Source organism: Salmonella bongori NCTC 12419, assembly GCF_000252995.1.
Taxonomy (GTDB): Bacteria; Pseudomonadota; Gammaproteobacteria; order Enterobacterales; family Enterobacteriaceae; genus Salmonella; species Salmonella bongori.
In genome coordinates, this window is the sequence record NC_015761.1 from 3,457,145 (window position 1) to 3,479,690 (window position 22,546).

Consider the following 22,546-nt stretch of genomic DNA (forward strand, 5'->3'; position numbering starts at 1 on the left):
TTATCTGAGGGATCCAATTGCGGGCATTAGTAGGCGACCTGCTGCTGGTCAGGATGCAGCAGGAGCAAGACGAATTCCTCCATAAGCGGCTCTATAACGCGCTTCGTCACGCTATTCTCGATGGTTCTTTACCGCCGCATAGCCGTCTACCCGCTTCCCGGGATCTTGCCAGTGAACTTGGAATTTCAAGAAACACAATATTAACAACTTATGAACAATTACTGGCGGAAGGATATGTGGTATCGCGTCGGGGAAGCGGAACATACGTCGCACAAACGGCGCCGGATACCTTCTTAACGGCGATCAGCGGCACAGAAAACTGTGCGGACGTCGGCCTGAGTGGTTCTGTTTCGCAACGCGGGCGTTATCTGCTCCAGCACGTCAGCGCCAGCCCGCGCCAGTGGGGGGCATTTATTCCCGGCGTCCCGGATGTCAACGCCTTTCCCCATCCCCTATTCAGTAAGATTCAGGCGCGTATCAGCCGCCGTCCAAAGCCGGAGCGGCTGAGCTATAGCTGTAACGGCGGGACACCGGAATTACAGCATGCGCTGGTCGATTATTTGCGGGTTGCGCGCGGTGTACGCTGCCATGCAGATCAGATACTTATCACCGAAGGTATCCACCAGGCGATCGACCTGGTGACACGGATGCTGGCGGACGCTGGCGATATGGCCTGGGTGGAAGAACCGTCTTACTGGGGAATTCGCCATGTACTGGCAATGAATGCTATGCGGATCACTCCCGTTGCCGTTGATGCCAATGGCCTGGCGCCGCCCGAGCGCTCGCAGGACCCTCCCCGGCTAATTTTCGTGACGCCATCCCATCAATATCCGCTGGGCGCGGTAATGAGCCTTGAGCGGCGGCAACGATTGCTGGCGCTTGCCAGACAGTATGGAAGCTGGATTGTGGAAGATGATTATGACAGCGAATTTCGCTTTTCCGGTCAGCCTATTCCGGCATTGCAGGGGCTGATCCCCGATGCGCCAGTGGTGTACATCGGCACCTTTAGCAAGACGCTATATCCTGGACTGCGACTGGGTTATCTGGTGTTACCGCGTCCGCTGATAGATGCTTTAAAAAGCGCCCATGCTGAACTTTATCGCGGCGGCCATTCGCTGATCCAGATGGCGCTGGCCGAGTTTATCAACGGCGGACATTATTCCGCTCATATTCGCCGTATGCGGTTACTGTACAGCCGCCGTCGCGCCTTTCTTAGCGAACTGATTGAACGTCACTGTGGTGCGCAGGCACTGTCAGATTTTAGCGATAACGCCGGGCTGCACTTGATCTTAAATTTGCCGGACGAGGTTGATGATGTTGCGGTTGCGGCCCGCGCCAATGCGCAAAATATTCTGGTGCGTCCGCTGTCGCGCTACTACCTGACAACACAGCGTAAAAAAGGACTGCTGATGGGATTTGCCTGTCTGACGGAAGCGCAAATGGAACCGGCCTTCGCCACGCTGCTGACCTGTTTGCACCCTCACTGTCCGCAGGCGCTGATAACCACATGAAAGCAGATTTCGTTATGCCGGGGGGCGAAACAAGCGCCTTATCCAACTTGCATGATTAGCAGGAGGCTTAAAGCAAAACGCCCTGACAACGTCAGGGCGTTTGTTGGTCTGCGAAAAACGTTACGCTTCGATCGCCGCACGCAGTTTTTTCATTGCGTTCTTTTCAAGCTGGCGAACACGTTCTGCAGACACGCCATAGCGATCGGCCAGTTCCTGCAGCGTTGATTTGTTGTCTTCATCCAGCCAACGGGCGCGAATAATATCCTGGCTACGTTCGTCCAGACCCTGCATCGCATCGGTCAGACGGTTCGCTGCCTGCTCTTCCCAGTTATCGTCTTCAATGCCGTCGGCAAAGTTAGACGACTTATCCTGCAGATAAAGCACCGGAGCCATTGGCTGGCTGTCGGACTCATCGTCCGAAGACATATCAAACGTCATGTCCTGCGCTGCCATGCGGGATTCCATTTCACGTACATCTTTGCTGGAAACCCCCAGTTCACGCGCCACCATTTCTACTTCATCCTGGTTAAACCAGCCCAGACGCTGCTTGGTTTTACGCAGGTTAAAGAACAGCTTGCGCTGTGCCTTGGTGGTCGCCACTTTGACGATACGCCAGTTACGCAGCACATACTCATGAATTTCGGCTTTGATCCAGTGCACTGCAAAGGACACCAGACGTACGCCCACTTCCGGGTTGAAACGGCGTACGGCTTTCATCAGGCCGATATTACCTTCCTGAATCAAATCCGCCTGCGGCAGACCATAGCCCGCATAGTTACGAGCAATATGAACAACAAAGCGCAGGTGAGACAGGATCAGCGTTTTAGCTGCTTCCAGATCGCCCTGGTAATGCAGCCTTTCAGCCAATGCCCGCTCCTCGTCAGCCGATAACATCGGCCACGCGTTCGCCGCCCGGATATAAGACTCCAGGTTGCCAACAGGGGCTAAAGCTAAATTTTGCATTTCTTTGGTCATTCAAATCCTCTCAATCAGTATTGCCTGGCATCGTCAGCGAGCAACAACCGTGCCAAAGCTGATGAGCAACGAGAATATCATCCACTCTTTTATCAGACAGTGATTTTATCCACAAGTTCAATGTAACATTGTGCATAATTTACACACATAATGTGACATGAAGATGAAACGCGGGGAAGAGACAACAGGAACTCTTTCCCTGCGGACGGAAGCCCATTGCAGGGAAAGATTATACCACGATTTTATCAATCGGGAGTAAAGTGACGTAAATGTTGTACCGTAGCCAACCATGCGGCGATCCAACCAATCATCGAGCAAACCAGCAGCAACAGCAGGCATTCATCGAACGATAAACCATTGAGATCAAACTTAGTGCCAAATACCTGGGCCACGTCAGTCACTGCCGATGATAAACGCATCACCAAAATTTCAGACAATATCAGCGAAAGAAAGGCGCCGGAAAAACCGAGCAACGCGCCACCGTACAGGAACGGACGCAGAATAAAGCCATCGGTCGCGCCAATCAGTTTCTGCACGTTAATGGTATCGCGACGGGCAAAAATGCTCAGACGCACGCTGTTGCCGATAACAAGGAACACGGCGGCGACCATCAGCACCCCGATCATCGCCGATACGCGCCCCACCAGCCCGGTGAGCGCCGCCAGCCGCGCAAACCAGCTATCATCCATCCGGACTTCGTCAATACCGTTAATCTGTGAAATACGGTCGCGCAGCGTGTTAAGCGAAGCAGTACTCTGAAAGTCCAGCTTCGGGATCACGACTGCGACCGCTGGCAACGGATTCTCTTCCAGCATGTCCAGCGCGCCACCAAAGCCAGACCAGTTGCGAAATTCCCCCAACGCATCCTCGCGGGACAAGTAGTTGACCTTTTCAACGCCCTGCTCGGCCTGAAGCTGCCCAACCACCCGCGCCGCCGCGTCATCATCCAGCGTTTTTTGCAGATAAACGGTGATCTGCGGCGACGGATAATACTGAGTCGCCGCCTGGTTGACATTCTTATAGACCATGTAACAGACGCTGGGCAGCGTCAGGGAGATGGCGATCACCATCACCGTCAGAAACGTTGCCAGTGGTTTGCTTTTCAGATCCTGCAGCGCGCCGTGCCAGGCATAGCGCACCTGTTCATTAAAAACGTTCGTTTTACGTGAATTCGGTTTCGGCGCCGGCTTCTGGCGTCCTGGCGCGTTGCGCCCGCCGCCTGTTCCGCCGCGAGACTTACGCAGGCGGTCCAGCCGTCCGCCGAACTGTCTGATTTGGTTGATCGCGTCACGTCTATTCATTGACCAGGCCTCCATGCAGATGTCCATCGCTCAGGACAAGCTGGCGATATGAACGACGGGAGATAAGCCCAATATCGTGCGTCGCCATCAGTACCGTCACCCCTACGCGGTTAAACTCTTCAAACAGACGTAAAATTCCTTCCGACAGCGCATCATCCAGGTTCCCGGTTGGTTCATCCGCCAGCAATACCGCAGGTTTGTTGACCACCGCACGAGCTATCCCCACACGCTGTTGTTCGCCCCCGGAGAGTTGAATCGGAAAGTTTCTCGCTTTGTCCAGCAGCCCAACCTTATCCAGTGCTGCTGACACGCGACGACGAATATCGTCACCGCTGGCGCCGGCAATGATCAAGGGTATCGCCACATTGTCATAGACGGTTCTGTCCATCAGCAGGTGGTGATCCTGGAAAATCATCCCAATCTGGCGGCGCAAAAACGGCACCTCACGGTTTTTCAGGCGGGTAATATCATGCCCGCTGAAGAAGATTTTACCCGCGCTGGGCCGCTCTATCCCACAGATAAGCTTTAGCAGGGTACTTTTCCCCGCGCCTGAGTGGCCGGTCAGAAACGCCATCTCGCCTGGCCGCATATGGAATGTCACTCCCTGCAGCGCTTGTCTCCCGCCGAGATAGGCCTTGCTGACATGTTCAAAGCGAATCATTGTTAATCCTCTCGGGCAAAAAGTGCCTCTATAAAGTCGTCCGCCTTAAACGGACGTAAATCCTCAATTCGTTCGCCGACACCAATATAGCGGATAGGAATGCCGAACTGATCCGCTACCGAGAAAATCACCCCGCCCTTCGCCGTACCATCCAGCTTGGTCAGGGTGATACCGGTTAAGCCCACCGCTTCATGGAACAGTTTGGCCTGACTTACCGCGTTCTGCCCGGTACTGGCATCAATGGTCAGCATCACTTCATGCGGCGCCTCTTCGTCCAGTTTTTTCATGACGCGAACGATTTTTTTCAGTTCTTCCATCAGGTGCGATTTGTTCTGCAGACGCCCTGCCGTATCGGCAATCAATACATCAATGTTACGCGCCTTCGCGGCCTGAATAGCATCGAAGATAACTGACGCTGAGTCCGCGCCAGTATGCTGGGCGATAACCGGAATATTGTTGCGTTGTCCCCAGACCTGTAGCTGCTCGACCGCCGCTGCACGGAAAGTATCCCCTGCTGCCAGCATGACAGATTTACCCTGCTGTTCAAACTGACGCGCCAGCTTACCGATAGTGGTGGTTTTCCCTACGCCGTTCACACCAACCATCAGAATAACAAAAGGCGTTTTACCTTCAATATTAAGCGGTTCGTCAACCTTCGCCAGAATCTCACCCATCTCATCTTTCAGCAGGCCATACAGCGCCTCGGCATCTTTAAGCTGTTTGCGGCTGGCGCCGTCCGTCAGGTTCGCGATAATCTTACGCGTGGTTTCCACCCCGACATCAGCGATGAGTAACTGCTCTTCCAGTTCCTCAAACAAATCATCGTCGATTTTTTTGCCACGGAACAGACTGATAAATCCGGAACCAAGGTTTTCTTTGGTTTTTAACAGGCTGCGTTTCAGACGCGCAAAGAACCCTTCTTTGGTCGGCTTCTCTTGTTCCTGAGCGATCTCTTCAACCGGTGTGCCATCTTCCGCAACCGGCACCACCATCACCGCCTCTTCCGCCGCAGCGGCCGCCAGAGCCTGCGCTTCCAGCTCCTCGTCGGTAAATTTCGCTGCTTTTTCGCCTTCTTCTTCCACCGCTTCAATAATTTCTACGGTTTCCGCTTCGGCCTGCCACTCTTGCGGCGACACCGTTTCGGCTTGCACCTCTTCTACCGCTTGCTGAGCAACCTCTTCCGGCAACGGCAGTTCTTCACGTTCAATGGCTGCTGCGACAACGGTTGGTTCCGGCAGTTCAGTGACCAGCTCTACCTCAGGCTGCGGCGCTTCAGCCACGTCAGGCTGCGAAGGCCGCTTTTCGCTTTCAGCAATCTGTTCCGACACGTCCACGACCTCAGCGGCAAAGGCCTCGGATTCCGCCTCGGTATGCGTTTTGGGCGCGTCAACCGTCACATCTTCTGCAACAGTTTGTTTCTCTTCACTTTTTACTTCTGTCTCGTTTTCCGGCGCCTGCTCTTTTTGACCAAAGCCCAGCCAGGAAAAAAAGCCACGTTTTTTCTCTTTTGCCATTTGCGACCACACTCCCCGCTGTTGCTTCATGGCACAGCGTCAACGCTATGTACATAGCAGCTAAAAAAATGATGAAATAGTCTATCACTTAACTTAATTCACATCACCGCCTGGAATGACATGTAACGGGCGGTTCGAGCAAGAGAAATGAAAAAACCGACTCACTCAGGCAGCGGCCAGATCCGCATTATTGGCGGACAATGGCGAGGACGTAAACTCCCGGTTCCGGACAGCCCCGGTTTACGCCCAACCACCGACCGGGTACGCGAAACGCTGTTTAACTGGCTGGCTCCCGTAATGGTAGATGCTCGTTGCCTGGATTGCTTCGCCGGTAGCGGCGCGCTGGGACTGGAAGCCCTGTCTCGCTACGCCGCCGACGCCACCCTGGTGGAGATGGATCGCGCGGTTTCGCAGCAGCTACAAAAGAACCTTGCTACGCTCAAGGCAGCCAATGCCCGCGTGGTCAACGCCAATACGCTGGCTTTCCTGGCGCAAACGGGAACGCCGCACAACGTGGTGTTTGTCGATCCGCCGTTTCGTAAAGGGTTACTTGAAGAGACGCTGAATTTACTGGAAAGCCACGGCTGGCTGGCGGATGAAGCATTGATCTATGTCGAAAGCGAAGTTGAAAACGGTTTGCCGCCAGTACCGGCAAATTGGGTGCTATACCGGGAGAAAGTCGCCGGGCAAGTCGCCTATCGTTTGTATCAACGCACCGCACAAGGAGAAGGTGATGCTGATTAATCTGGGTCGTTTATTGATGCTGTTCGTGTGGGCTTTTTTAATTCTCAACCTGGTACAGCCCTTCCCGCGCCCACTCAACATTTTCGTCAACGTGGCGCTGGTTTTTATGGTGTTGATGCACGGCATGCAACTGGCGCTACTCAAATCGACAATGCCGAAAGACGGCCCGCAAATGACCACCGGCGAAAAAATCCGTATTTTTCTGTTTGGCGTGTTTGAACTGCTGGTCTGGCAGAAAAAGTTTAACGGTAAAAAATAACTGCTGCCGGAGAGCGATTTACGGCTTATCCGGCCTGTCAGCAACAAAATCGACAAAGCGCGAGCCTTTATAGCTCAGCATACCTTTATCCCCGACCGTTAACGCATGATATTGCTGCGCGCTGAGGCGGAATGTCTGTTCCAGCCCGCCGCTTTGCGGTTTGAAGCTGGCCTCATAACGCATACTGGTGCCTGCCGGACTCACTTCCTGCTGACGCGATCGCCGATCGTTAAGCGGCTTTTCCCGTTTATTGCTGACTTCCACCTGCTTTTGCACCAGCGGCGCGGCATCGTTATCTGCTTTTTCCCGCCGCTGCTGCACAAAGCGAAACGACGCGGCGACAACAATCAACGCAATGATAATTATAAAAAAAAGAGGTGGCTTGTTCATCGTATTAACCCATCAGAAAATGCGGAAATAAGCATACCCTGTCGGTTATAGTGTTGTCATCTGACCGTCACGGCCTCTACACTGAATAATAGAGCCGCAAGCATACCGTTTGCGAAAAAATAACGAACTCAAGGAATTAAGATGCTTTGGTCGTTTATCGCTGTTTGCCTGTCCGCATGGCTGTATGTGGACGCCTCCTATCGTGGGCCAGCCTGGCAACGCTGGGTTTTTAAACCCGTCACGTTATTACTTTTGTTGTTACTGGCCTGGCAAGCGCCGATGTTCGACGCCATCAGCTATCTGGTACTGGCCGGTCTGTGCGCCTCGCTGGTCGGCGATGCGTTAACGCTCTTGCCACGTCAACGCTTGCTGTACGCCGTCGGGGCCTTTTTCTTATCCCATCTGCTTTACACCATTTACTTTGCCAGCCAAATGACGTTGTCGTTCTTCTGGCCGCTGCCACTGGCGTTACTGATCGTCGGCGCGTTGCTTATCGCCGTTATCTGGACACGGCTGGAAGAGCTGCGCTGGCCGGTGTGTACTTTTATCGCCATGACGCTGGTGATGGTCTGGTTGGCGGGCGAACTGTGGTTCTTCCGCCCAACGGCGCCAGCCCTTTCGGCCTTTACCGGCGCAACGCTGCTATTCATCGGCAATATCGTCTGGTTGGGTAGCCATTATCGCCGCCGTTTCCGGGCGGATAATGCGATTGCTGCCGCCTGTTACTTCGCCGGACACTTCCTGATTGTGCGCTCGCTGTATCTGTAAATAATAGCGCTTGACTCTGGAGTCGACTCCAGAGTGTATCCTCCGGTTAATGAGAAATTTATCATCAACCGGAGGACGTTATGTCGACGCCCGAAACTGATATTAAGAACCCCCCGCACTTTACTGCGTTCAAACCCGCTTCCGCGCCAAAGGCTGATGACTGCTGCTGCGAAAGCACCTGCTCTTCTGCTCCGGCCGTTGCTGAGACCGTCCCAGGCACGATAAACGGGACGCGCTATACGTGGAAAATCGCCGGTATGGACTGCGCCGCCTGTGCCCGAAAAGTGGAGAATGCCGTCCGCCAAATCCACGGCGTCAACCAGGCGCAAGTTCTGTTCGCCACCGAAAAGTTAGTCGTCGATGCTGCCGCCGACCTGCGCGCGCAAATTGAACGCGCCGTACAGAAGGCGGGTTATACCTTACGTAGCGAAGATTCACGCGACGCCACGCCCGAGTCCCGCCTGAAAGAGAACCTGCCGCTTATTACGCTGATCATTATGATGGCAGTAAGCTGGGGACTGGAGCAATTTAACCACCCGTTCGGCCAACTGGCCTTTATCGCCACCACGCTGGTAGGGCTGTATCCCATTGCCCGCCAGGCGCTGCGGCTGATGAAAAGCGGCAGTTATTTCGCCATTGAGACGTTGATGAGTGTCGCCGCCATTGGCGCACTGTTTATTGGCGCAACAGCGGAAGCCGCCATGGTATTACTGCTGTTCCTCATCGGCGAACGCCTGGAAGGATGGGCCGCCAGCCGCGCCCGTAAAGGCGTCAGCGCGTTAATGGCGCTTAAACCGGAAACAGCTACCCGTCTGCGTAACGGCGTGCGGGAAGAGGTCGCCATCAATACCCTACGACCGGGAGATATTATTGAAGTCGCCGCCGGGGGACGTTTACCGGCCGACGGTAAATTGGTATCCGGTTTCGCCAGCTTTGATGAAAGCGCGTTAACCGGCGAGTCTATCCCTGTGGAGCGCGCAACGGGCGAAAAAGTTCCGGCAGGCGCAACCAGCGTAGACCGTCTCGTCACCCTGGAGGTGTTATCTGAACCAGGAGCCAGCGCGATTGACCGCATCCTGACGCTGATTGAAGAGGCCGAAGAGCGCCGTGCGCCCATTGAGCGGTTTATTGACCGTTTCAGCCGTATCTATACGCCGGTGATTATGGTCGTTGCGCTGCTGGTAACGCTGGTTCCGCCGCTGATGTTCGATGGCGGCTGGCAGGAGTGGATTTATAAAGGGCTGACGCTGCTGCTGATCGGTTGCCCGTGCGCGCTGGTGATCTCCACGCCCGCGGCCATTACCTCCGGGCTGGCAGCGGCGGCACGGCGCGGCGCATTGATTAAAGGCGGCGCAGCGCTGGAGCAACTGGGCCGTATCACGCAGGTCGCCTTTGATAAAACCGGTACGTTGACCGTTGGTAAACCACGGGTGACGGCGATTCATCCGGCAAGCGGTATCAGCGAGGCTGAACTGTTGGCGCTGGCGGCAGCCGTAGAGCAAGGCGCTACGCACCCGCTGGCGCAGGCTATCGTCCGCGAAGCGCTGGCGCGCGACCTTATACTTCCAATGGCCGAGTCTCAGCGAACATTGGCCGGCACCGGGATTGAAGCGCAGGTTAATGGCGAACGGATTCTGATTTGTGCGGCAGGGAAACAGCCCGCCGCAGCATTTGCCGGGCAAATTAGCGAACTGGAAAACGCCGGGCAGACGGTGGTTCTGGTGCTGCGTAACGAGACCGTACTTGGCGTACTTGCCCTCCAGGATACGTTGCGTGACGATGCGCGCGACGCCATCCGCGATCTGCATCAGTTGGGCGTTAACGGCATCATTCTGACCGGGGATAACCCACGAGCGGCGGCAGCGATTGCCGGTGAGCTGGATCTGGCGTTTAAAGCTGGTCTGCTGCCGGAAGATAAGGTTCAGGCAGTCACCGCCCTTAACCGGCAAGCGCCGCTGGCAATGGTGGGCGACGGCATTAACGATGCGCCCGCGATGAAAGCCGCCAGTATCGGTATTGCGATGGGCAGCGGTACTGACGTCGCGCTGGAAACGGCTGACGCCGCCCTCACCCATAACCGCCTGCGTGGGCTGGCGCAGATGATTACGCTGGCGCGCGCTACTCATGCCAATATCCGGCAGAATATTGCCATTGCGCTGGGACTGAAAGCGATTTTCCTTGTGACTACCCTGCTTGGCTTTACCGGGCTATGGCTGGCGATACTGGCAGATACGGGAGCCACGGTACTGGTGACCGCCAACGCGCTACGTTTGCTGCGTAAGAAATAATACTCTCCTGCCCGGCGGCATCGTGTCCGCCGGAATATCCCCCGCAGTATCTCTTTACGCCTGTTATTCACGCAAAAATTATTTATTTTCTATTACTTATCAAACCATTAATCAGAAATAGCGTGATTTGATGTAAGGTTAATTTTTATCCAACCGATATTGATCATACCGTCTACAACATAAGGAATGTTAGGCACGATGAAAAATATCAAAGTCATGACCGGCGTTATCGCGACGTTAGGTATATTTAGCGCCTTATTGCTGGTAACAGGAATACTGTTTTACTCCGCGGTCAGCAGCGATCGGCTGAATTTCCAGAATGCGAGCGCATTAAGTTATCAGCAACAGGAACTGGGCGGCAGTTTTCAGACACTGATTGAAACGCGCGTCACTATTAACCGCGTGGCGATACGCATGTTAAAAAATCAGCGCGATCCCGCCTCGCTGGACGCCATGAATACACTCTTAACCAGCGCTGGCGTGTCGCTGAATGAAGCAGAAAAACACTTCAACAATTATGCGAATTCCGACGCAATCGCGGGCAAAGACCCTGCCCTGGATGCCCGGGCAGAAGCCAGCTTTAAGCAGATGTATGACGTTTTACAGCAGTCTATTCACTATCTTAAAGCCGATAATTACGAAGCCTACGGCAATCTCGACGCCCAAAAAGCGCAGGATGATCTGGAACAAATCTATAAGCAGTGGCTTTCGCAAAATGCGCAGTTAATAAAATTAGCCAGCGATCAGAACCAGAGTAGCTTTACCCAGATGCAATGGACGCTGGGAATTATTCTGCTTATTGTGCTCGCCGTACTGGCGTTTATCTGGCAAGGGCTTCAGCACGTGCTGTTACGTCCGTTGCAGCGAATTATGACGCACATTCAGACTATCGCCGACGGGGATCTTACCCGTGTTATAGAGGCTGAAGGACGCAGTGAAATGGGGCAACTGGCTGCAGGCCTCAAAACAATGCAGCAGTCGTTAATCCGTACCGTCAGCGCGGTGCGTGATAACGCAGACTCTATCTATACCGGCGCAGGCGAGATCTCCGCAGGCAGCAGCGATCTCTCTTCCCGTACCGAGCAACAGGCCTCGGCGCTGGAGGAAACCGCCGCCAGCATGGAACAATTAACCGCCACGGTACGGCAAAACACCGATAACGCACGACAGGCGACTGGCCTTGCGAAAACCGCCTCAGAAACCGCGCGTAAAGGAGGACGCGTAGTGGATAACGTCGTGAGCACCATGAACGATATTGCCGAAAGTTCAGAAAAAATCGTAGACATCACCAGCGTAATTGACGGCATCGCCTTCCAGACCAATATCCTGGCGCTAAACGCCGCGGTGGAAGCCGCCCGCGCTGGCGAGCAGGGACGCGGGTTCGCGGTCGTGGCTGGAGAGGTACGCACGCTGGCCAGCCGGAGCGCGCAGGCAGCCAAAGAAATTAAGGTATTAATTGAGAACTCCGTGTCGCGCATTGATACCGGCTCTACGCAGGTACGCGAAGCAGGAGAAACGATGAAAGAGATCGTCACCGCCGTAACCCGCGTGACCGACATTATGGGCGAAATCGCCTCTGCGTCTGATGAGCAAAGTAAAGGCATTGAACAGGTGGCGCAGGCGGTATCGGAAATGGACAGCGTGACGCAGCAAAACGCCTCGCTGGTGGAGGAATCCGCAGCAGCGGCGGCAGCACTGGAAGATCAGGCTAACGAACTACGCCAGGCGGTCTCTGCGTTCCGTATTCGGCAGCCGTCTCGCCGGGAAACGCCGCCCGCGCCGGTAAGCAAAGGCTTAACGCCCCAACCCGCTAGAGAGCAGGCGAACTGGGAAAGCTTCTAATCAGAATGCTATCTGCCGTGCGGTTAATGCGCTTTACGCAATAAATAGCGGTACGGCAGTCCCTCCGTCTCTTGCGCCAGCAAATCGTGTTCCATAAAGGTACAGAACCCCGGAATATCACGCGTCGTCGCCGGATCGTCGGCGATAATCAGCAATGTTTCGCCAGTTTGCATGTTGCGCACCGTTTTGCGCACCATCATTACCGGTTCAGGGCAACGCAGCCCCAGGGCGTCAAGCGTATGGTCAGGGGAGGAAAACAGATCGCTCATCTTCGTCTCAATAGTAGAAAAACGGCGACATTTTACGCTCATCTTCGTCAGTAAGCCAGGCAGGTTAACGATTGCGTGAAAATTAGCCATTGCAATGCCAGCGCAAAACAGTATCATGCGGCGGTGCTTTATTGGGTTCCCTCACCCCATCCAACAAAAAGGTCACAATATGACTCCGTTTACACAATCACAGCGCATAAAAGCGTTGTTCTGGCTATCGCTATTCCATTTACTGGTGATCATTTCCAGTAACTATCTGGTGCAGCTCCCCATTACCATTTTTGGCTTCCACACCACCTGGGGCGCGTTTAGTTTTCCCTTTATTTTTCTGGCTACCGATCTTACCGTGCGTATTTTTGGCGCACCGCTGGCGCGCCGTATTATCTTCGCCGTGATGCTCCCCGCGCTGCTGGTATCGTATGTGGTGTCGTCGCTATTCTATATGGGGAGCTGGCAAGGTTTCGCCGCGCTGACAAACTTTAATCTGTTTGTCGCCCGTATCGCCGCCGCCAGTTTTATGGCTTACGCGCTGGGGCAGATCCTTGATGTGCATGTGTTTAACCGTCTACGCCAAAACCGTCGCTGGTGGCTGGCGCCAACGGCCTCGACACTGTTTGGCAATATCAGCGACACCCTTGCCTTTTTCTTTATTGCGTTCTGGAGAAGCCCCGACGCCTTTATGGCCAACCACTGGATGGAAATTGCGCTGGTGGATTATAGCTTCAAGGTGCTTATCAGCATTATTTTCTTCCTGCCTATGTATGGCGTTTTACTGAATATGTTGCTGAAAAAGCTGGCAGATAAATCTGAAATATCTGCATTGCAGGCAAGTTAAAGGTTCGTTTTCCGAGTTGTGATAAGATGAGCGAATGAGCCGTTATGGCCGTTTATCGAAAGGAAGAAGTCAATGCGCAATTTGGTTAAATACGCCGGTATTGGCCTGCTGGTTATGGGGCTTGCAGCCTGTGATAATAACGATACAAAAGCGCCGTCAGAAGGCGCCGCCGCGGAAAGCCAGGCATCCGGACAGCCCATCAGCCTGATGGATGGCAAACTCAGTTTTTCTCTGCCGGCAGATATGACCGATCAGAGCGGCAAGCTGGGCACACAGGCTAATAATATGCACGTTTATTCTGACCCAACGGGACAGAAAGCGGTGATTGTCATCGCTGGTGACAACACCAATGAAGAGCTATCCGTGTTGGCGAACCGCCTGTTAGAACAGCAGCGTAGCCGCGACCCGCAGCTTCAGGTCGTCACAAATAAGTCAATTGAACTTAAAGGTCATACCTTACAGCAGCTGGACAGTATTATCTCTGCAAAGGGCCAGACGGCGTATTCGTCCATCGTGCTGGGCAAAGTAGATAACCAACTGCTGACGATTCAGGTCACATTGCCTGCGGACGATCAGCAAAAAGCGCAAACCACCGCTGAAAACATTATCAATACTATCGTTATCAAGTAATCTTTAAGACGATGATACGGTCTCCGGCAGTGCAGACGGAGGCCGTTTTTTTAAGCGCCAGGTAAGCAATAGCGCTATCGCCACCAGTCCAGCCGCCGCCAGATAGATCACCGGTACGCCCGTCCAGGCCATCATCAGTCCCGCCAGCGGCCCGGTAATCCCCAAAGACATATCCATAAATACGGTATAGGTCGCCAGCGCCGCACCCTGATTCTGCGGCGGCACCGCCTTGACGGCCACCACGCCCAGCGCCGGAAAGACCAGGGAAAATCCCATCCCGGTGAGTAAAACACCGCTTTTCGCCATCCACGGCATAGTTGCCACCCCAACCAGTAGCAGTCCTGCGATCTCTACACCAAAACAAATCATTGCCACATTGAGACCACCTAACCTATTGATGCCATTAGGAAACAATAAACGCGTACCGACAAACGCGACGCTAAAAAGCGTGAGCGCAAAGGCAGCGCCATCCCAGCCTTTAGCCTCATAAAATAAGGTAATAAACGTCGCGATAACGCCAAATCCTGCCGACGCCAGCGCTAACGCCATACCATACAGCCAGACACGTCCCAGCACCGCGCGAAACGGCAGCGGCTTGCCTTTGTTCGCTTTTACCGACGGGCGCGGAAGGGCCAGCAGCACCGCCAACAGCGCCACACCCATCACCGTTAGCGCCAGCCCCTGTAGCCCGCCCCAGGCATAACACAGCACGCCCAGCGGCGCCCCCATCGCCATAGCGCCATAGGTGACAATACCGTTCCATGAGATGACGCGTCCGATATGCAACGACCCCACGACGCCGACGCCCCACAGGGTCGACCCCGTGCCGGCAAAACTTTGTCCAATACCCAAAATAACGCGCCCAAGTCCCAGTAATAACAAGCTGATAATGGGCCAGGCGTTGGCGACATCCGCCAGCAGATAGCCGAAGCCGCTGAAAAAACAGCCGCATAAGCCAAAGATGACGATTTTTTTCGGCCCGAATACATCCGCATACCGCCCGGCATGAGGACGGCTTAGCAGAGTGGCGAAATATTGCAGGCTGATGATTAGCCCCGCCCAAAAAGTGCTAAACCCCATTGCGTCATGCACATAGCCAGGCAAGACGGCGAGCGGCAGGCCGATCGTCAGGTAGCTGGCAAAGTTAAACATGACAATGGAGACAATACGCAGATTGAGGCGCAATCCATTCAGCGCCGGTTCAGCGACGGGTTCGGGCATGAGAGTCACCGCAGTATTACCACTTATTTTTATTTCTATCATGGCGCGCGGTGAAAATCAGTAGAGAGTTTCAGATTATCGGTATCAAGTCTGCCGCTACACTTAGAAAAAACACAACAAGGAAAACGTCATGGTCACCGCTCAGCCCGACAAAACGGGTATGCATATTCTGTTGAAACTGGCATCACTGGTCGTCATTCTCGCCGGGATTCATGCCGCGGCGGATATTATTGTCCAACTGTTACTGGCGCTCTTTTTCGCTATTGTGCTTAACCCCTTAGTGACCTGGTTTATTCGCCGGGGCGTGAAGCGGCCGCTGGCTATTACTATTGTGGTCGTGGTCATGCTGATCGTCCTTACCGCGCTGGTAGGCGTACTTGCCGCATCGCTTAATGAATTTATCGCCATGCTGCCTAAATACAGCAAAGAGCTGACGCGTAAGGTTTTATATCTGCAAGGCCTGATGCCGTTTCTCAATTTGCATCTGTCGCCGGAAAGCATGTTACGCGGCATGGATTCCGAGAAAATTATGCTCTTCACCACCACACTCATGACCGGCGTGTCGGGCGCGATGGCAAGTATTGTGCTACTGGTAATGACCGTGGTTTTTATGCTGTTTGAGGTGCGCCATGTGCCTTATAAATTACGCTTTGCGCTTAATAATCCACAAATCCATATTGCAGGCCTGCATCGCGCCCTGAAAGGCGTTTCGCATTATCTGGCTCTGAAAACGCTGCTTAGTCTGTGGACAGGCGTGATTATCTGGCTGGGGCTGGCGTTAATGGGAATTCAGTTTGCGCTAATGTGGGGGGTACTGGCCTTTTTACTTAACTACGTTCCTAATATCGGTTCGGTGATATCCGCCGTTCCGCCAATGATCCAGGCGTTGTTATTTAATGGGTTTTACGAATGCGTCCTGGTCGGCACGCTATTTTTGATTGTCCATATGGTGATAGGCAACATTATGGAACCACGTATGATGGGCCATCGTCTGGGAATGTCCACACTGGTCGTATTCCTCTCATTACTGGTCTGGGGATGGCTGTTAGGCCCGGTCGGTATGCTGCTGTCTGTTCCCTTGACCAGCGTCTGTAAAATATGGATGGAAACCACGAAAGGCGGCAGCAAGCTGGCGATCTTGCTGGGGCCGGGCCGGCCGAAAAGCCGTTTACCGGGATGAGACGACAAATGCTACAATCTCCTCTTCTTAACTGATAACGTTGGTCCTGATATGTACCGGATCGTTCTGGGAAAAGTGTCCACATTAAGCACGGGCCAGTTGCCTGACGCATTAATCGCTCAGGCGCCGCAGGGCGCTCGCCGGGCAAGCTGGCTGGCCGGGCGCGTGCTGCTCTCCCATATGCTTTCGCCGTTACCGGATATGGTTTATGGCGAACAGGGCAAACCGGCTTTCTCTGCCGGAACGCCGCTGTGGTTCAATCTCAGCCATAGCGGCGACGATATTGCCCTATTGCTCAGCGATGAAGGCGAAGTGGGCTGCGATATTCAGACGATTCGTCCGCATGATAACTGGCGGGCACTGGCAAACGCGGTATTCAGCCTCGGCGAACACGCTGAAATGGAAGCTGAGCATCCCAGGCAACAACTGGCCGCATTCTGGCGCATCTGGACACGTAAAGAAGCCATAGTAAAACAACGCGGCGGCAGCGCCTGGCAAATCGTCAGTGTGGACAGCACGCTGCCCTCTTCGTTATCGGTCAGCCAGTGCCAACTTGATACGCTCAGCCTGGCGGTCTGTACCCCCACACCGTTTACGCTGACTTCGCAGACGATAACAAAAGTGCAATGACACATTAATTTTCCCTCTGGCGACGAACGTGTGTTACAAAATGCGGAGCTTTCCACGCGCCAACGCGCCACACCATAAGGTTTAAGTCAGATGCAACGTGTCACCATCACCCTTGATGACGATTTACTGGAAACACTGGACAGCCTGAGCCAGCGCCGTGGCTACAATAACCGTTCGGAAGCGATTCGCGATATTTTGCGCGGCGCGCTGGCGCAGGAAACCACGCAAGAACACGGAACACAGGGTTTTGCCGTGCTCTCATATGTTTATGAACATGAGAAACGCGACTTAGCCAGCCGCATCGTCTCTACCCAGCATCATCATCATGACTTATCGGTCGCCACGCTGCATGTGCACATCAACCATGACGATTGCCTGGAGATTGCGGTGCTGAAAGGTGATATGGGCGATGTGCAGCATTTTGCCGATGACGTAATCTCCCAGCGCGGAGTGCGTCACGGCCATTTGCAGTGTTTACCCAAAGAGTAAGCACCCGTTCCCGCAGGCCGGATAAAGCGCAGCGCGCCGCCATCCGGCATAAGATTCAAGCCATCGTACTGATGGTTTTTCGAAAACGCAGCAAAGCAATGGTAAAAAATACGCCGCCAATCGCCAGCATCGTCAGAAACTGCGGCCAGACGATACTCAAACCTGCGCCGCGATAAAGAATAGCCTGGGCAAGGCTGACAAAATGCGTCGTCGGCATGGTCAGCATAATATCCTGCACCGCCTGCGGCATACTTTCACGCGGCGTGGAACCGCCGGAAAGCATTTGTAGCGGCAACAGCACCAGAATCATTAATAACCCCATCTGCGGCATCGAACGGGCGATGGTGCCCATAAAAATCCCAATTGAAGTGGTGGCGAACAGGCTCAGCGCCACGCCCAACATAAACAATGGGATCGATCCTTCAATCGGTACGCCAAGTACGCCTTTCACCATCAGCATCAAAGACAAACCGGAAACCACCAGCACGACCAGCCCCATCGACCACACTTTCGCCATCATGATCTCAAAGGGTGTGACCGGCATCACCAACAGGTGCTCTACCGTGCCATGTTCTCGCTCGCGGATCAGCGCCGAGCCGGTCAGCACTATCGCCAGCATGGTAATGTTGTTGATAATCGCCATCACGCCGCCAAACCACGCCGGGTCCAGATTTGGGTTAAAGCGCATCCGAATCTCCAGCGACACCGGCTGAACGCTATCTCCCCGCGCGCGCGCCACAAAGCTGTTGACCTCGCCGCTAATAATATTCTGGATATAACTGTTGCCGGTAAACGCCTGGCTCATGCGCGTCGCATCGACGTTAACCTGAATATCAGGCTGACGTCCGGCCAGCACATCACGCTGGAAATTCGGCGGAATAGTGACCGCAAAGGTATAGCGTCCGGCATCCAGCCCGGCATCCATTTCCGTTGCCGTAATCATCTCCGGCGGCAGAAACCACGGGCGGTAAAAACTATTCACAATACGGTTCGACAACTGCGACTGATCCATATCGGCGATGGCGATAGGGGCAAGATGCAATGAACCGGGCAGGACGGTAGCGGAGGAGTAAACCGAAATCGTAAAGGCGAAGACGATCAGCGCCAGCATCGCTTTATCCCCCAGCAGGCTGCGTAGCTCTTTAATGCCGAGATTATAAATATTGCGTAATCCGCGCATCACCCCTCCTGTTTTTTCAGCAGCAACACGCTCAGGCCAATCACCACCGGAATGGCAATCATCAACGGCACAAACAACGCCCAGAGGTCCATCAGATCCAACGCTTTGGAGAACGTCCCGCGCGCAATCGTCAGAAAATGACTGGTCGGGTAGATCTCACCGATCCACCGCCCCGGCCCTTCCAGCGAAGCCACCGGATCGATCATCCCGGAGAACTGCGTTGCCGGAATAAGCGTAATGATTGCCGTACCAAAAATGGCGGCAATCTGGCTTTTCATAAATGTTGAGATCAGCAATCCCATACCGGTAGCGATGGTGATATACAGCAGCGCTGCCAGCGTCAGGGTCAAAAAGCTGCCCTTATGCGGTACGCCAAAGACAAAGACCGATAAGGCGCAGAGCAGGAAAAAGTTAAGCATCCCCAACACGATATACGGCAACTGCTTGCCGAGCAGAAATTCGCTGCGGGTTGTGGGGGTGACGTACAGATTGATAATCGACCCCAGCTCTTTTTCACGCACCACGCTTAATGCGCTTAACATTGAGGGGATCATCATCAGCAGCAGTGGGATCACCGCCGGGACGATCGCAGGCAGGCTTTTGACATCCGGATTGTAGCGGTAGCGTGTCTCAATATTTAACAGCCCCGTTTGCCCTGTGCTCCCTGGCTGAAGGCTCATCGCCTGTTGCAGCCAGTTCTGGTGCATCGCCTGAACATAACCGCGCACCGTCTCGGCGCGGCTCGGCATCGCGCCATCGACCCAGACGCCAATCTGTACCGGCGTGCCACGGGCGATATCACGGCCAAAGTCAGGGGGAATTTCGATCGCTACCGCCACTTCGCCAGCGCGCATTCGACGGTCAAGATCGTCGTAGCTGGTCAGCGGCGGCTGTTCAACAAAATAGCGCGAACCCGCCAGATTGAGTGACCACTGTTGGCTGCTCACGGTTTGATCGCGATCGAGCACGGCAAAGCGTAGATTTTCTACGTCCATACTGATGCCGTAGCCCATAATCAGCATCAGGATCACCGTCCCCAACAGCGCCAGCGTTGAGCGCACCGGATCGCGACGCAGTTCCAACGCTTCACGGCGGCTATAGCTAAACAGGCGACGTAAGCTGAAGCCCTGACGCGGGGGTTTAACTGCCTCATGCGTTGTGCTTTTCACCGGCGGGGCCGCAGGCTCGGCGGGCGTTCCCGCCGCCTCCTGCAGCCAGGCAATAAACGCTTCTTCCAGATTGCGAGCGCCACGCTGTGCAATCAGCGCCTGCGGCGTCCCGCTGGCGAGCACTTTACCGGCGTGCATTAGCGACATACGGTCGCAGCGCTCCGCTTCGTTCATAAAGTGGGTGGAGATAAAGATGGTGACTTTATCCTGGCGGGAGAGATCGACCATAAGCTGCCAGAACATATCTCTGGCGACCGGATCAACGCCAGAGGTCGGCTCATCGAGAATCAGCATTTCCGGGCGATGGATCACCGCCACCGCCAGCGACAGACGCTGACGAATGCCCAGTGGTAGTGAGGCGGGCAACGCATCCTCAACCTCCTGCAGCTTAAAACGTTCGCACATCTGCGCCACGCGCTGCGGAATTTCTGCGGGCGGAAGATGAAACAGACGCGCATGCAGCTCAAGGTTTTGCCGTACGGTCAGCTCATTGTAGAGGGAGAAGGCCTGCGACATATAGCCGACCCGTCGACGGGTATCAATATCTTTCGGATCGACCGGTTGACCAAATAGCCACGCCTCCCCTTCGCTGGCGGGCAGCAGCCCGGTCAGCATTTTCATGGTGGTGGATTTACCGCAGCCGTTTGAGCCAAGAAAACCAAAAATTTCGCCGCGCGGAATGCGGAAGTTAACGCGATCGACCGCGACAAAGGTGCCAAAACGCATGGTCAAATCCCGCGCCTCAATAGCAATATCGGCCTCTTCAGACTGATAAGGCGGAATAACGACCGGTTTATGCGCCTGACGTTGCGCTGGCGGCAACAGGGCAATAAACGCCTGTTCCAGCGTGGCGCTGCCGGTTTGCTCACGCAGTTGCTGCGCGCTGCCGGTCGCCAGCACCTCGCCCGCATTCATCGCCACCAGCCAGTCAAAGCGCTCGGCCTCTTCCATATAGGCCGTCGCGACAAGCACGCTCATATTGCTTTGCCGCTGGCGAATACTGTCAATCAACTCCCAGAACTGAGCGCGCGACAACGGATCAACGCCGGTGGTAGGTTCGTCGAGTATCAATAATTCCGGATCGTGAATCAGAGCGCAGCACAGCCCCAGCTTTTGCTTCATCCCTCCGGAGAGTTTCCCGGCTGGGCGATCTCGAAACGGCGCCAGTCCGGTACTGTTCAGCAACGCCGTAATGCGCGCCTCGCGTTCCGCCTTGTCATGTCCAAACAGACGGGCAAAAAAGTCCACGTTTTCATAGACCGACAGCGTGTGATACAGGTTTTTCCCCAATCCCTGCGGCATCCAGGCGATGCGTGGGCACACGTTACGGCGGTGTCGGGCATCGTGCATATCGCCGCCCAGGACGATAACGTTCCCTTGCTCAATCACCCGCGCGCCAGAAATCAGCGACAGCAGGCTCGACTTACCCACCCCGTCCGGACCAATCAGCCCGACCATACTACGGGCGGGAATGTCCAGCGTGATATTGTTCAGCGCGACCGTTTTTCCGTAATGCTGGCTCACCCCCTCAAGTTGCGCCACGGGAGGAACAGGCACCAGCGTCAGCGACGTCATTGCGACAACCTCACCGTCAGCGAATCAGGCCAGGGAAGCTGTTCATTCAAGCGCACCCATGCCATTCCCGGCAGGCCGGTTTTGACGTATTCCAGATGCTGTCGCAGCAGCTCTGGCGGAATACGCGCCTTCACCCGGAACATCAGCTTCAACCGTTCATCGTGGGTTTCCACGGTTTTGGGTGTGAACTGCGCGACGCTGGCGACAAAGCTGATAGTGGCTGGAATACGCAGATTCGGCGCGGCGTCGAGTACCAGGCGTGCTTCACCGCCAATTTTCAGTTGCCCTGCCTGTTCAGTCGGCAGAAAGAAGGTCATGTAGACATCGCTAAGGTCAACCATGTTCAGGACCCGACCACCGGCGGAAAGCACCTCTCCCGGCTCGGCCACCCGGTACTGTACCCGGCCATCGCGCGGCGCTTTTAATTCACTGTCGTCAATGTCGGCGACAATACGCCGCTCGGTCGCCTGAGCCGCTTCCACCCGCGTTTGCGCCTGGATAATACTGGTACGCGCCGCCTCAATCGCCGCTTTCGCCGCAGAAACCTGCGCTCTGGCAGATTCCAGCGCGGCACGCGCGCTTTCGGCAGCAGCCCGGTCATCGTCCAGTTGCTGTGCGGATACCGCACCGCGTTTTGCCAGCGAGTGCGAACGGACGTGGCGTTTTGATACCGACTCCAGTTCAGCTTCACGCTGTTTCACTACGGCCTGGGCGGCGCGCATTTCACTTTGTCGCTGCTCCTGCAACGCACGCGCAGCGGCTACCGCGCTTTCCGACTCTTTGATTTGAGCAATGGCCTCCAGCCGTTGCTCCTGCAACACTCGGGTATCCATCTTCGCCAGCACTTCTCCCTGGCGAACAAACTGCCCTTCTGACACCAGAATGGTATCAATCCGCCCGGCAATTTTGGTGGCTATATCCACTTCGGTAGCTTCGATTCGACCATTGCTGGCGGCGAACCCTTCCGGCACATCCGCAGGGCGTAGCATCCACCATACTGCAACGGCTATCACCGCCAGAATGCCCGCAATCCACCATGCCAAATGACGCTTCATGTTATCCATAATCGACCCGCCGTAATCCCTGTTGTCTAACCATGCGTGTCACAAAGCCCG

The 22,546-nt window shown here is 54.8% G+C and carries 21 protein-coding genes; 11 read left to right on the top strand and 10 right to left on the bottom strand.

Features of this window, described 5'->3' with window-relative positions; all coding sequences use genetic code 11:
• Positions 1-17 precede the first annotated feature (17 nt).
• Entirely contained in the window at positions 18-1,511 is a 1,494-nt protein-coding gene (gene pdxR, locus SBG_RS16420) for a MocR-like pyridoxine biosynthesis transcription factor PdxR (protein WP_001202408.1), read from the top strand.
• A 120-nt stretch (positions 1,512-1,631) separates the two neighbouring features.
• Here the strand turns inward: pdxR and rpoH are convergent, their stop codons facing one another.
• The 4 genes from rpoH to ftsY form a co-directional block, all read right to left on the bottom strand.
• Positions 1,632-2,486: an RNA polymerase sigma factor RpoH gene (gene rpoH / locus SBG_RS16425; RefSeq protein WP_000159621.1), complete on the bottom strand. Its 855-nt coding sequence runs from the start codon at positions 2,484-2,486 to the stop codon at positions 1,632-1,634.
• Between the two features lie 245 nt (positions 2,487-2,731).
• Positions 2,732-3,787: a permease-like cell division protein FtsX gene (gene ftsX / locus SBG_RS16430; protein ID WP_001081702.1), complete on the bottom strand. Its 1,056-nt coding sequence runs from the start codon at positions 3,785-3,787 to the stop codon at positions 2,732-2,734.
• The gene (gene ftsE, locus SBG_RS16435) at positions 3,780-4,448 is read right to left on the bottom strand and encodes a cell division ATP-binding protein FtsE (RefSeq protein WP_000617730.1); all 669 of its coding nucleotides are present in this window, start codon (positions 4,446-4,448) and stop codon (positions 3,780-3,782) included. The genes ftsX and ftsE overlap by 8 nt, the downstream gene beginning before the upstream one ends.
• 2 nt (positions 4,449-4,450) lie before the next feature.
• A complete protein-coding gene (gene ftsY, locus SBG_RS16440) occupies positions 4,451-5,962 on the bottom strand; it encodes a signal recognition particle-docking protein FtsY (RefSeq protein WP_001040604.1) in 1,512 nt (503 codons plus the stop codon).
• Positions 5,963-6,109: 147 nt separating this feature from the next.
• Between ftsY and rsmD the strand changes: the two genes are divergently transcribed.
• The gene (gene rsmD / locus SBG_RS16445; protein ID WP_000743279.1) at positions 6,110-6,706 is read left to right on the top strand and encodes a 16S rRNA (guanine(966)-N(2))-methyltransferase; all 597 of its coding nucleotides are present in this window, start codon (positions 6,110-6,112) and stop codon (positions 6,704-6,706) included.
• Complete coding sequence (locus SBG_RS16450) at positions 6,696-6,965, top strand: DUF1145 family protein (RefSeq protein ID WP_000906763.1); 270 nt, start codon at positions 6,696-6,698, stop codon at positions 6,963-6,965. Before rsmD ends, SBG_RS16450 begins: the two co-directional genes overlap by 11 nt.
• A gap of 18 nt (positions 6,966-6,983) precedes the next feature.
• On the opposite strand, the gene SBG_RS16455 is transcribed toward SBG_RS16450, so the two are convergent.
• Positions 6,984-7,355 carry a DUF2500 domain-containing protein gene (locus SBG_RS16455; protein WP_001039883.1) on the bottom strand — a complete coding sequence of 124 codons (372 nt, stop codon included), beginning with the start codon at positions 7,353-7,355 and terminating at the stop codon, positions 6,984-6,986.
• Between the two features lie 141 nt (positions 7,356-7,496).
• Here SBG_RS16455 and SBG_RS16460 point away from each other — a divergent pair, with 141 nt between their 5' ends.
• From SBG_RS16460 to tcp, 3 genes are all read left to right on the top strand, one after another.
• Complete coding sequence (locus SBG_RS16460) at positions 7,497-8,123, top strand: lysoplasmalogenase (protein ID WP_000964735.1); 627 nt, start codon at positions 7,497-7,499, stop codon at positions 8,121-8,123.
• Positions 8,124-8,203: 80 nt separating this feature from the next.
• Positions 8,204-10,411 (top strand): Zn(II)/Cd(II)/Pb(II) translocating P-type ATPase ZntA, encoded by a 2,208-nt coding sequence (zntA, locus tag SBG_RS16465; RefSeq protein ID WP_000106697.1) that lies wholly within the window; start codon positions 8,204-8,206, stop codon positions 10,409-10,411.
• Positions 10,412-10,609: 198 nt separating this feature from the next.
• Complete coding sequence (tcp, locus tag SBG_RS16470; protein ID WP_000789693.1) at positions 10,610-12,253, top strand: methyl-accepting chemotaxis citrate transducer; 1,644 nt, start codon at positions 10,610-10,612, stop codon at positions 12,251-12,253.
• Positions 12,254-12,276: 23 nt separating this feature from the next.
• Here the strand turns inward: tcp and tusA are convergent, their stop codons facing one another.
• A complete protein-coding gene (gene tusA / locus SBG_RS16475; protein ID WP_001541054.1) occupies positions 12,277-12,522 on the bottom strand; it encodes a sulfurtransferase TusA in 246 nt (81 codons plus the stop codon).
• A gap of 169 nt (positions 12,523-12,691) precedes the next feature.
• On the opposite strand from tusA, the gene SBG_RS16480 reads away from it, so the two are divergent.
• Together SBG_RS16480 and SBG_RS16485 are read left to right on the top strand one after the other, a co-directional pair.
• On the top strand, positions 12,692-13,357 hold the full coding sequence (locus SBG_RS16480; RefSeq protein WP_000187490.1) for a 7-cyano-7-deazaguanine/7-aminomethyl-7-deazaguanine transporter: 666 nt from the start codon (positions 12,692-12,694) through the stop codon (positions 13,355-13,357).
• Between the two features lie 72 nt (positions 13,358-13,429).
• Positions 13,430-13,987, top strand: a complete 558-nt coding sequence (locus SBG_RS16485; protein WP_001245275.1) for a DcrB family lipoprotein — start codon at positions 13,430-13,432, stop codon at positions 13,985-13,987.
• Between the two features lie 3 nt (positions 13,988-13,990).
• Here the strand turns inward: SBG_RS16485 and SBG_RS16490 are convergent, their stop codons facing one another.
• The gene (locus SBG_RS16490; RefSeq protein ID WP_001114963.1) at positions 13,991-15,208 is read right to left on the bottom strand and encodes an MFS transporter; all 1,218 of its coding nucleotides are present in this window, start codon (positions 15,206-15,208) and stop codon (positions 13,991-13,993) included.
• Between the two features lie 130 nt (positions 15,209-15,338).
• Between SBG_RS16490 and SBG_RS16495 the strand changes: the two genes are divergently transcribed.
• The 3 genes from SBG_RS16495 to nikR all read left to right on the top strand — a co-directional run bounded on the left by SBG_RS16495 (position 15,339) and on the right by nikR (position 17,507).
• Positions 15,339-16,388, top strand: coding sequence for an AI-2E family transporter (locus SBG_RS16495; protein WP_000255600.1), 1,050 nt, complete (start codon positions 15,339-15,341; stop codon positions 16,386-16,388).
• 51 nt (positions 16,389-16,439) lie between these two features.
• On the top strand, positions 16,440-17,018 hold the full coding sequence (gene acpT / locus SBG_RS16500; RefSeq protein WP_000285800.1) for a 4'-phosphopantetheinyl transferase AcpT: 579 nt from the start codon (positions 16,440-16,442) through the stop codon (positions 17,016-17,018).
• A 90-nt stretch (positions 17,019-17,108) separates the two neighbouring features.
• Positions 17,109-17,507 (top strand): nickel-responsive transcriptional regulator NikR, encoded by a 399-nt coding sequence (gene nikR / locus SBG_RS16505; RefSeq protein WP_001190059.1) that lies wholly within the window; start codon positions 17,109-17,111, stop codon positions 17,505-17,507.
• Positions 17,508-17,562: 55 nt separating this feature from the next.
• Here the strand turns inward: nikR and SBG_RS16510 are convergent, their stop codons facing one another.
• From SBG_RS16510 to SBG_RS16520, 3 genes are read right to left on the bottom strand one after another with little or no spacing between them, the layout of a single operon-like run.
• On the bottom strand, positions 17,563-18,687 hold the full coding sequence (locus SBG_RS16510; RefSeq protein ID WP_001214745.1) for an ABC transporter permease: 1,125 nt from the start codon (positions 18,685-18,687) through the stop codon (positions 17,563-17,565).
• Positions 18,687-21,431 carry a ribosome-associated ATPase/putative transporter RbbA gene (gene rbbA, locus SBG_RS16515; RefSeq protein ID WP_000202919.1) on the bottom strand — a complete coding sequence of 915 codons (2,745 nt, stop codon included), beginning with the start codon at positions 21,429-21,431 and terminating at the stop codon, positions 18,687-18,689. The genes SBG_RS16510 and rbbA overlap by 1 nt, the downstream gene beginning before the upstream one ends.
• The gene (locus tag SBG_RS16520; protein ID WP_000369652.1) at positions 21,428-22,495 is read right to left on the bottom strand and encodes an HlyD family secretion protein; all 1,068 of its coding nucleotides are present in this window, start codon (positions 22,493-22,495) and stop codon (positions 21,428-21,430) included. Before SBG_RS16520 ends, rbbA begins: the two co-directional genes overlap by 4 nt.
• Between the last annotated feature and the right edge of the window lie 51 nt (positions 22,496-22,546).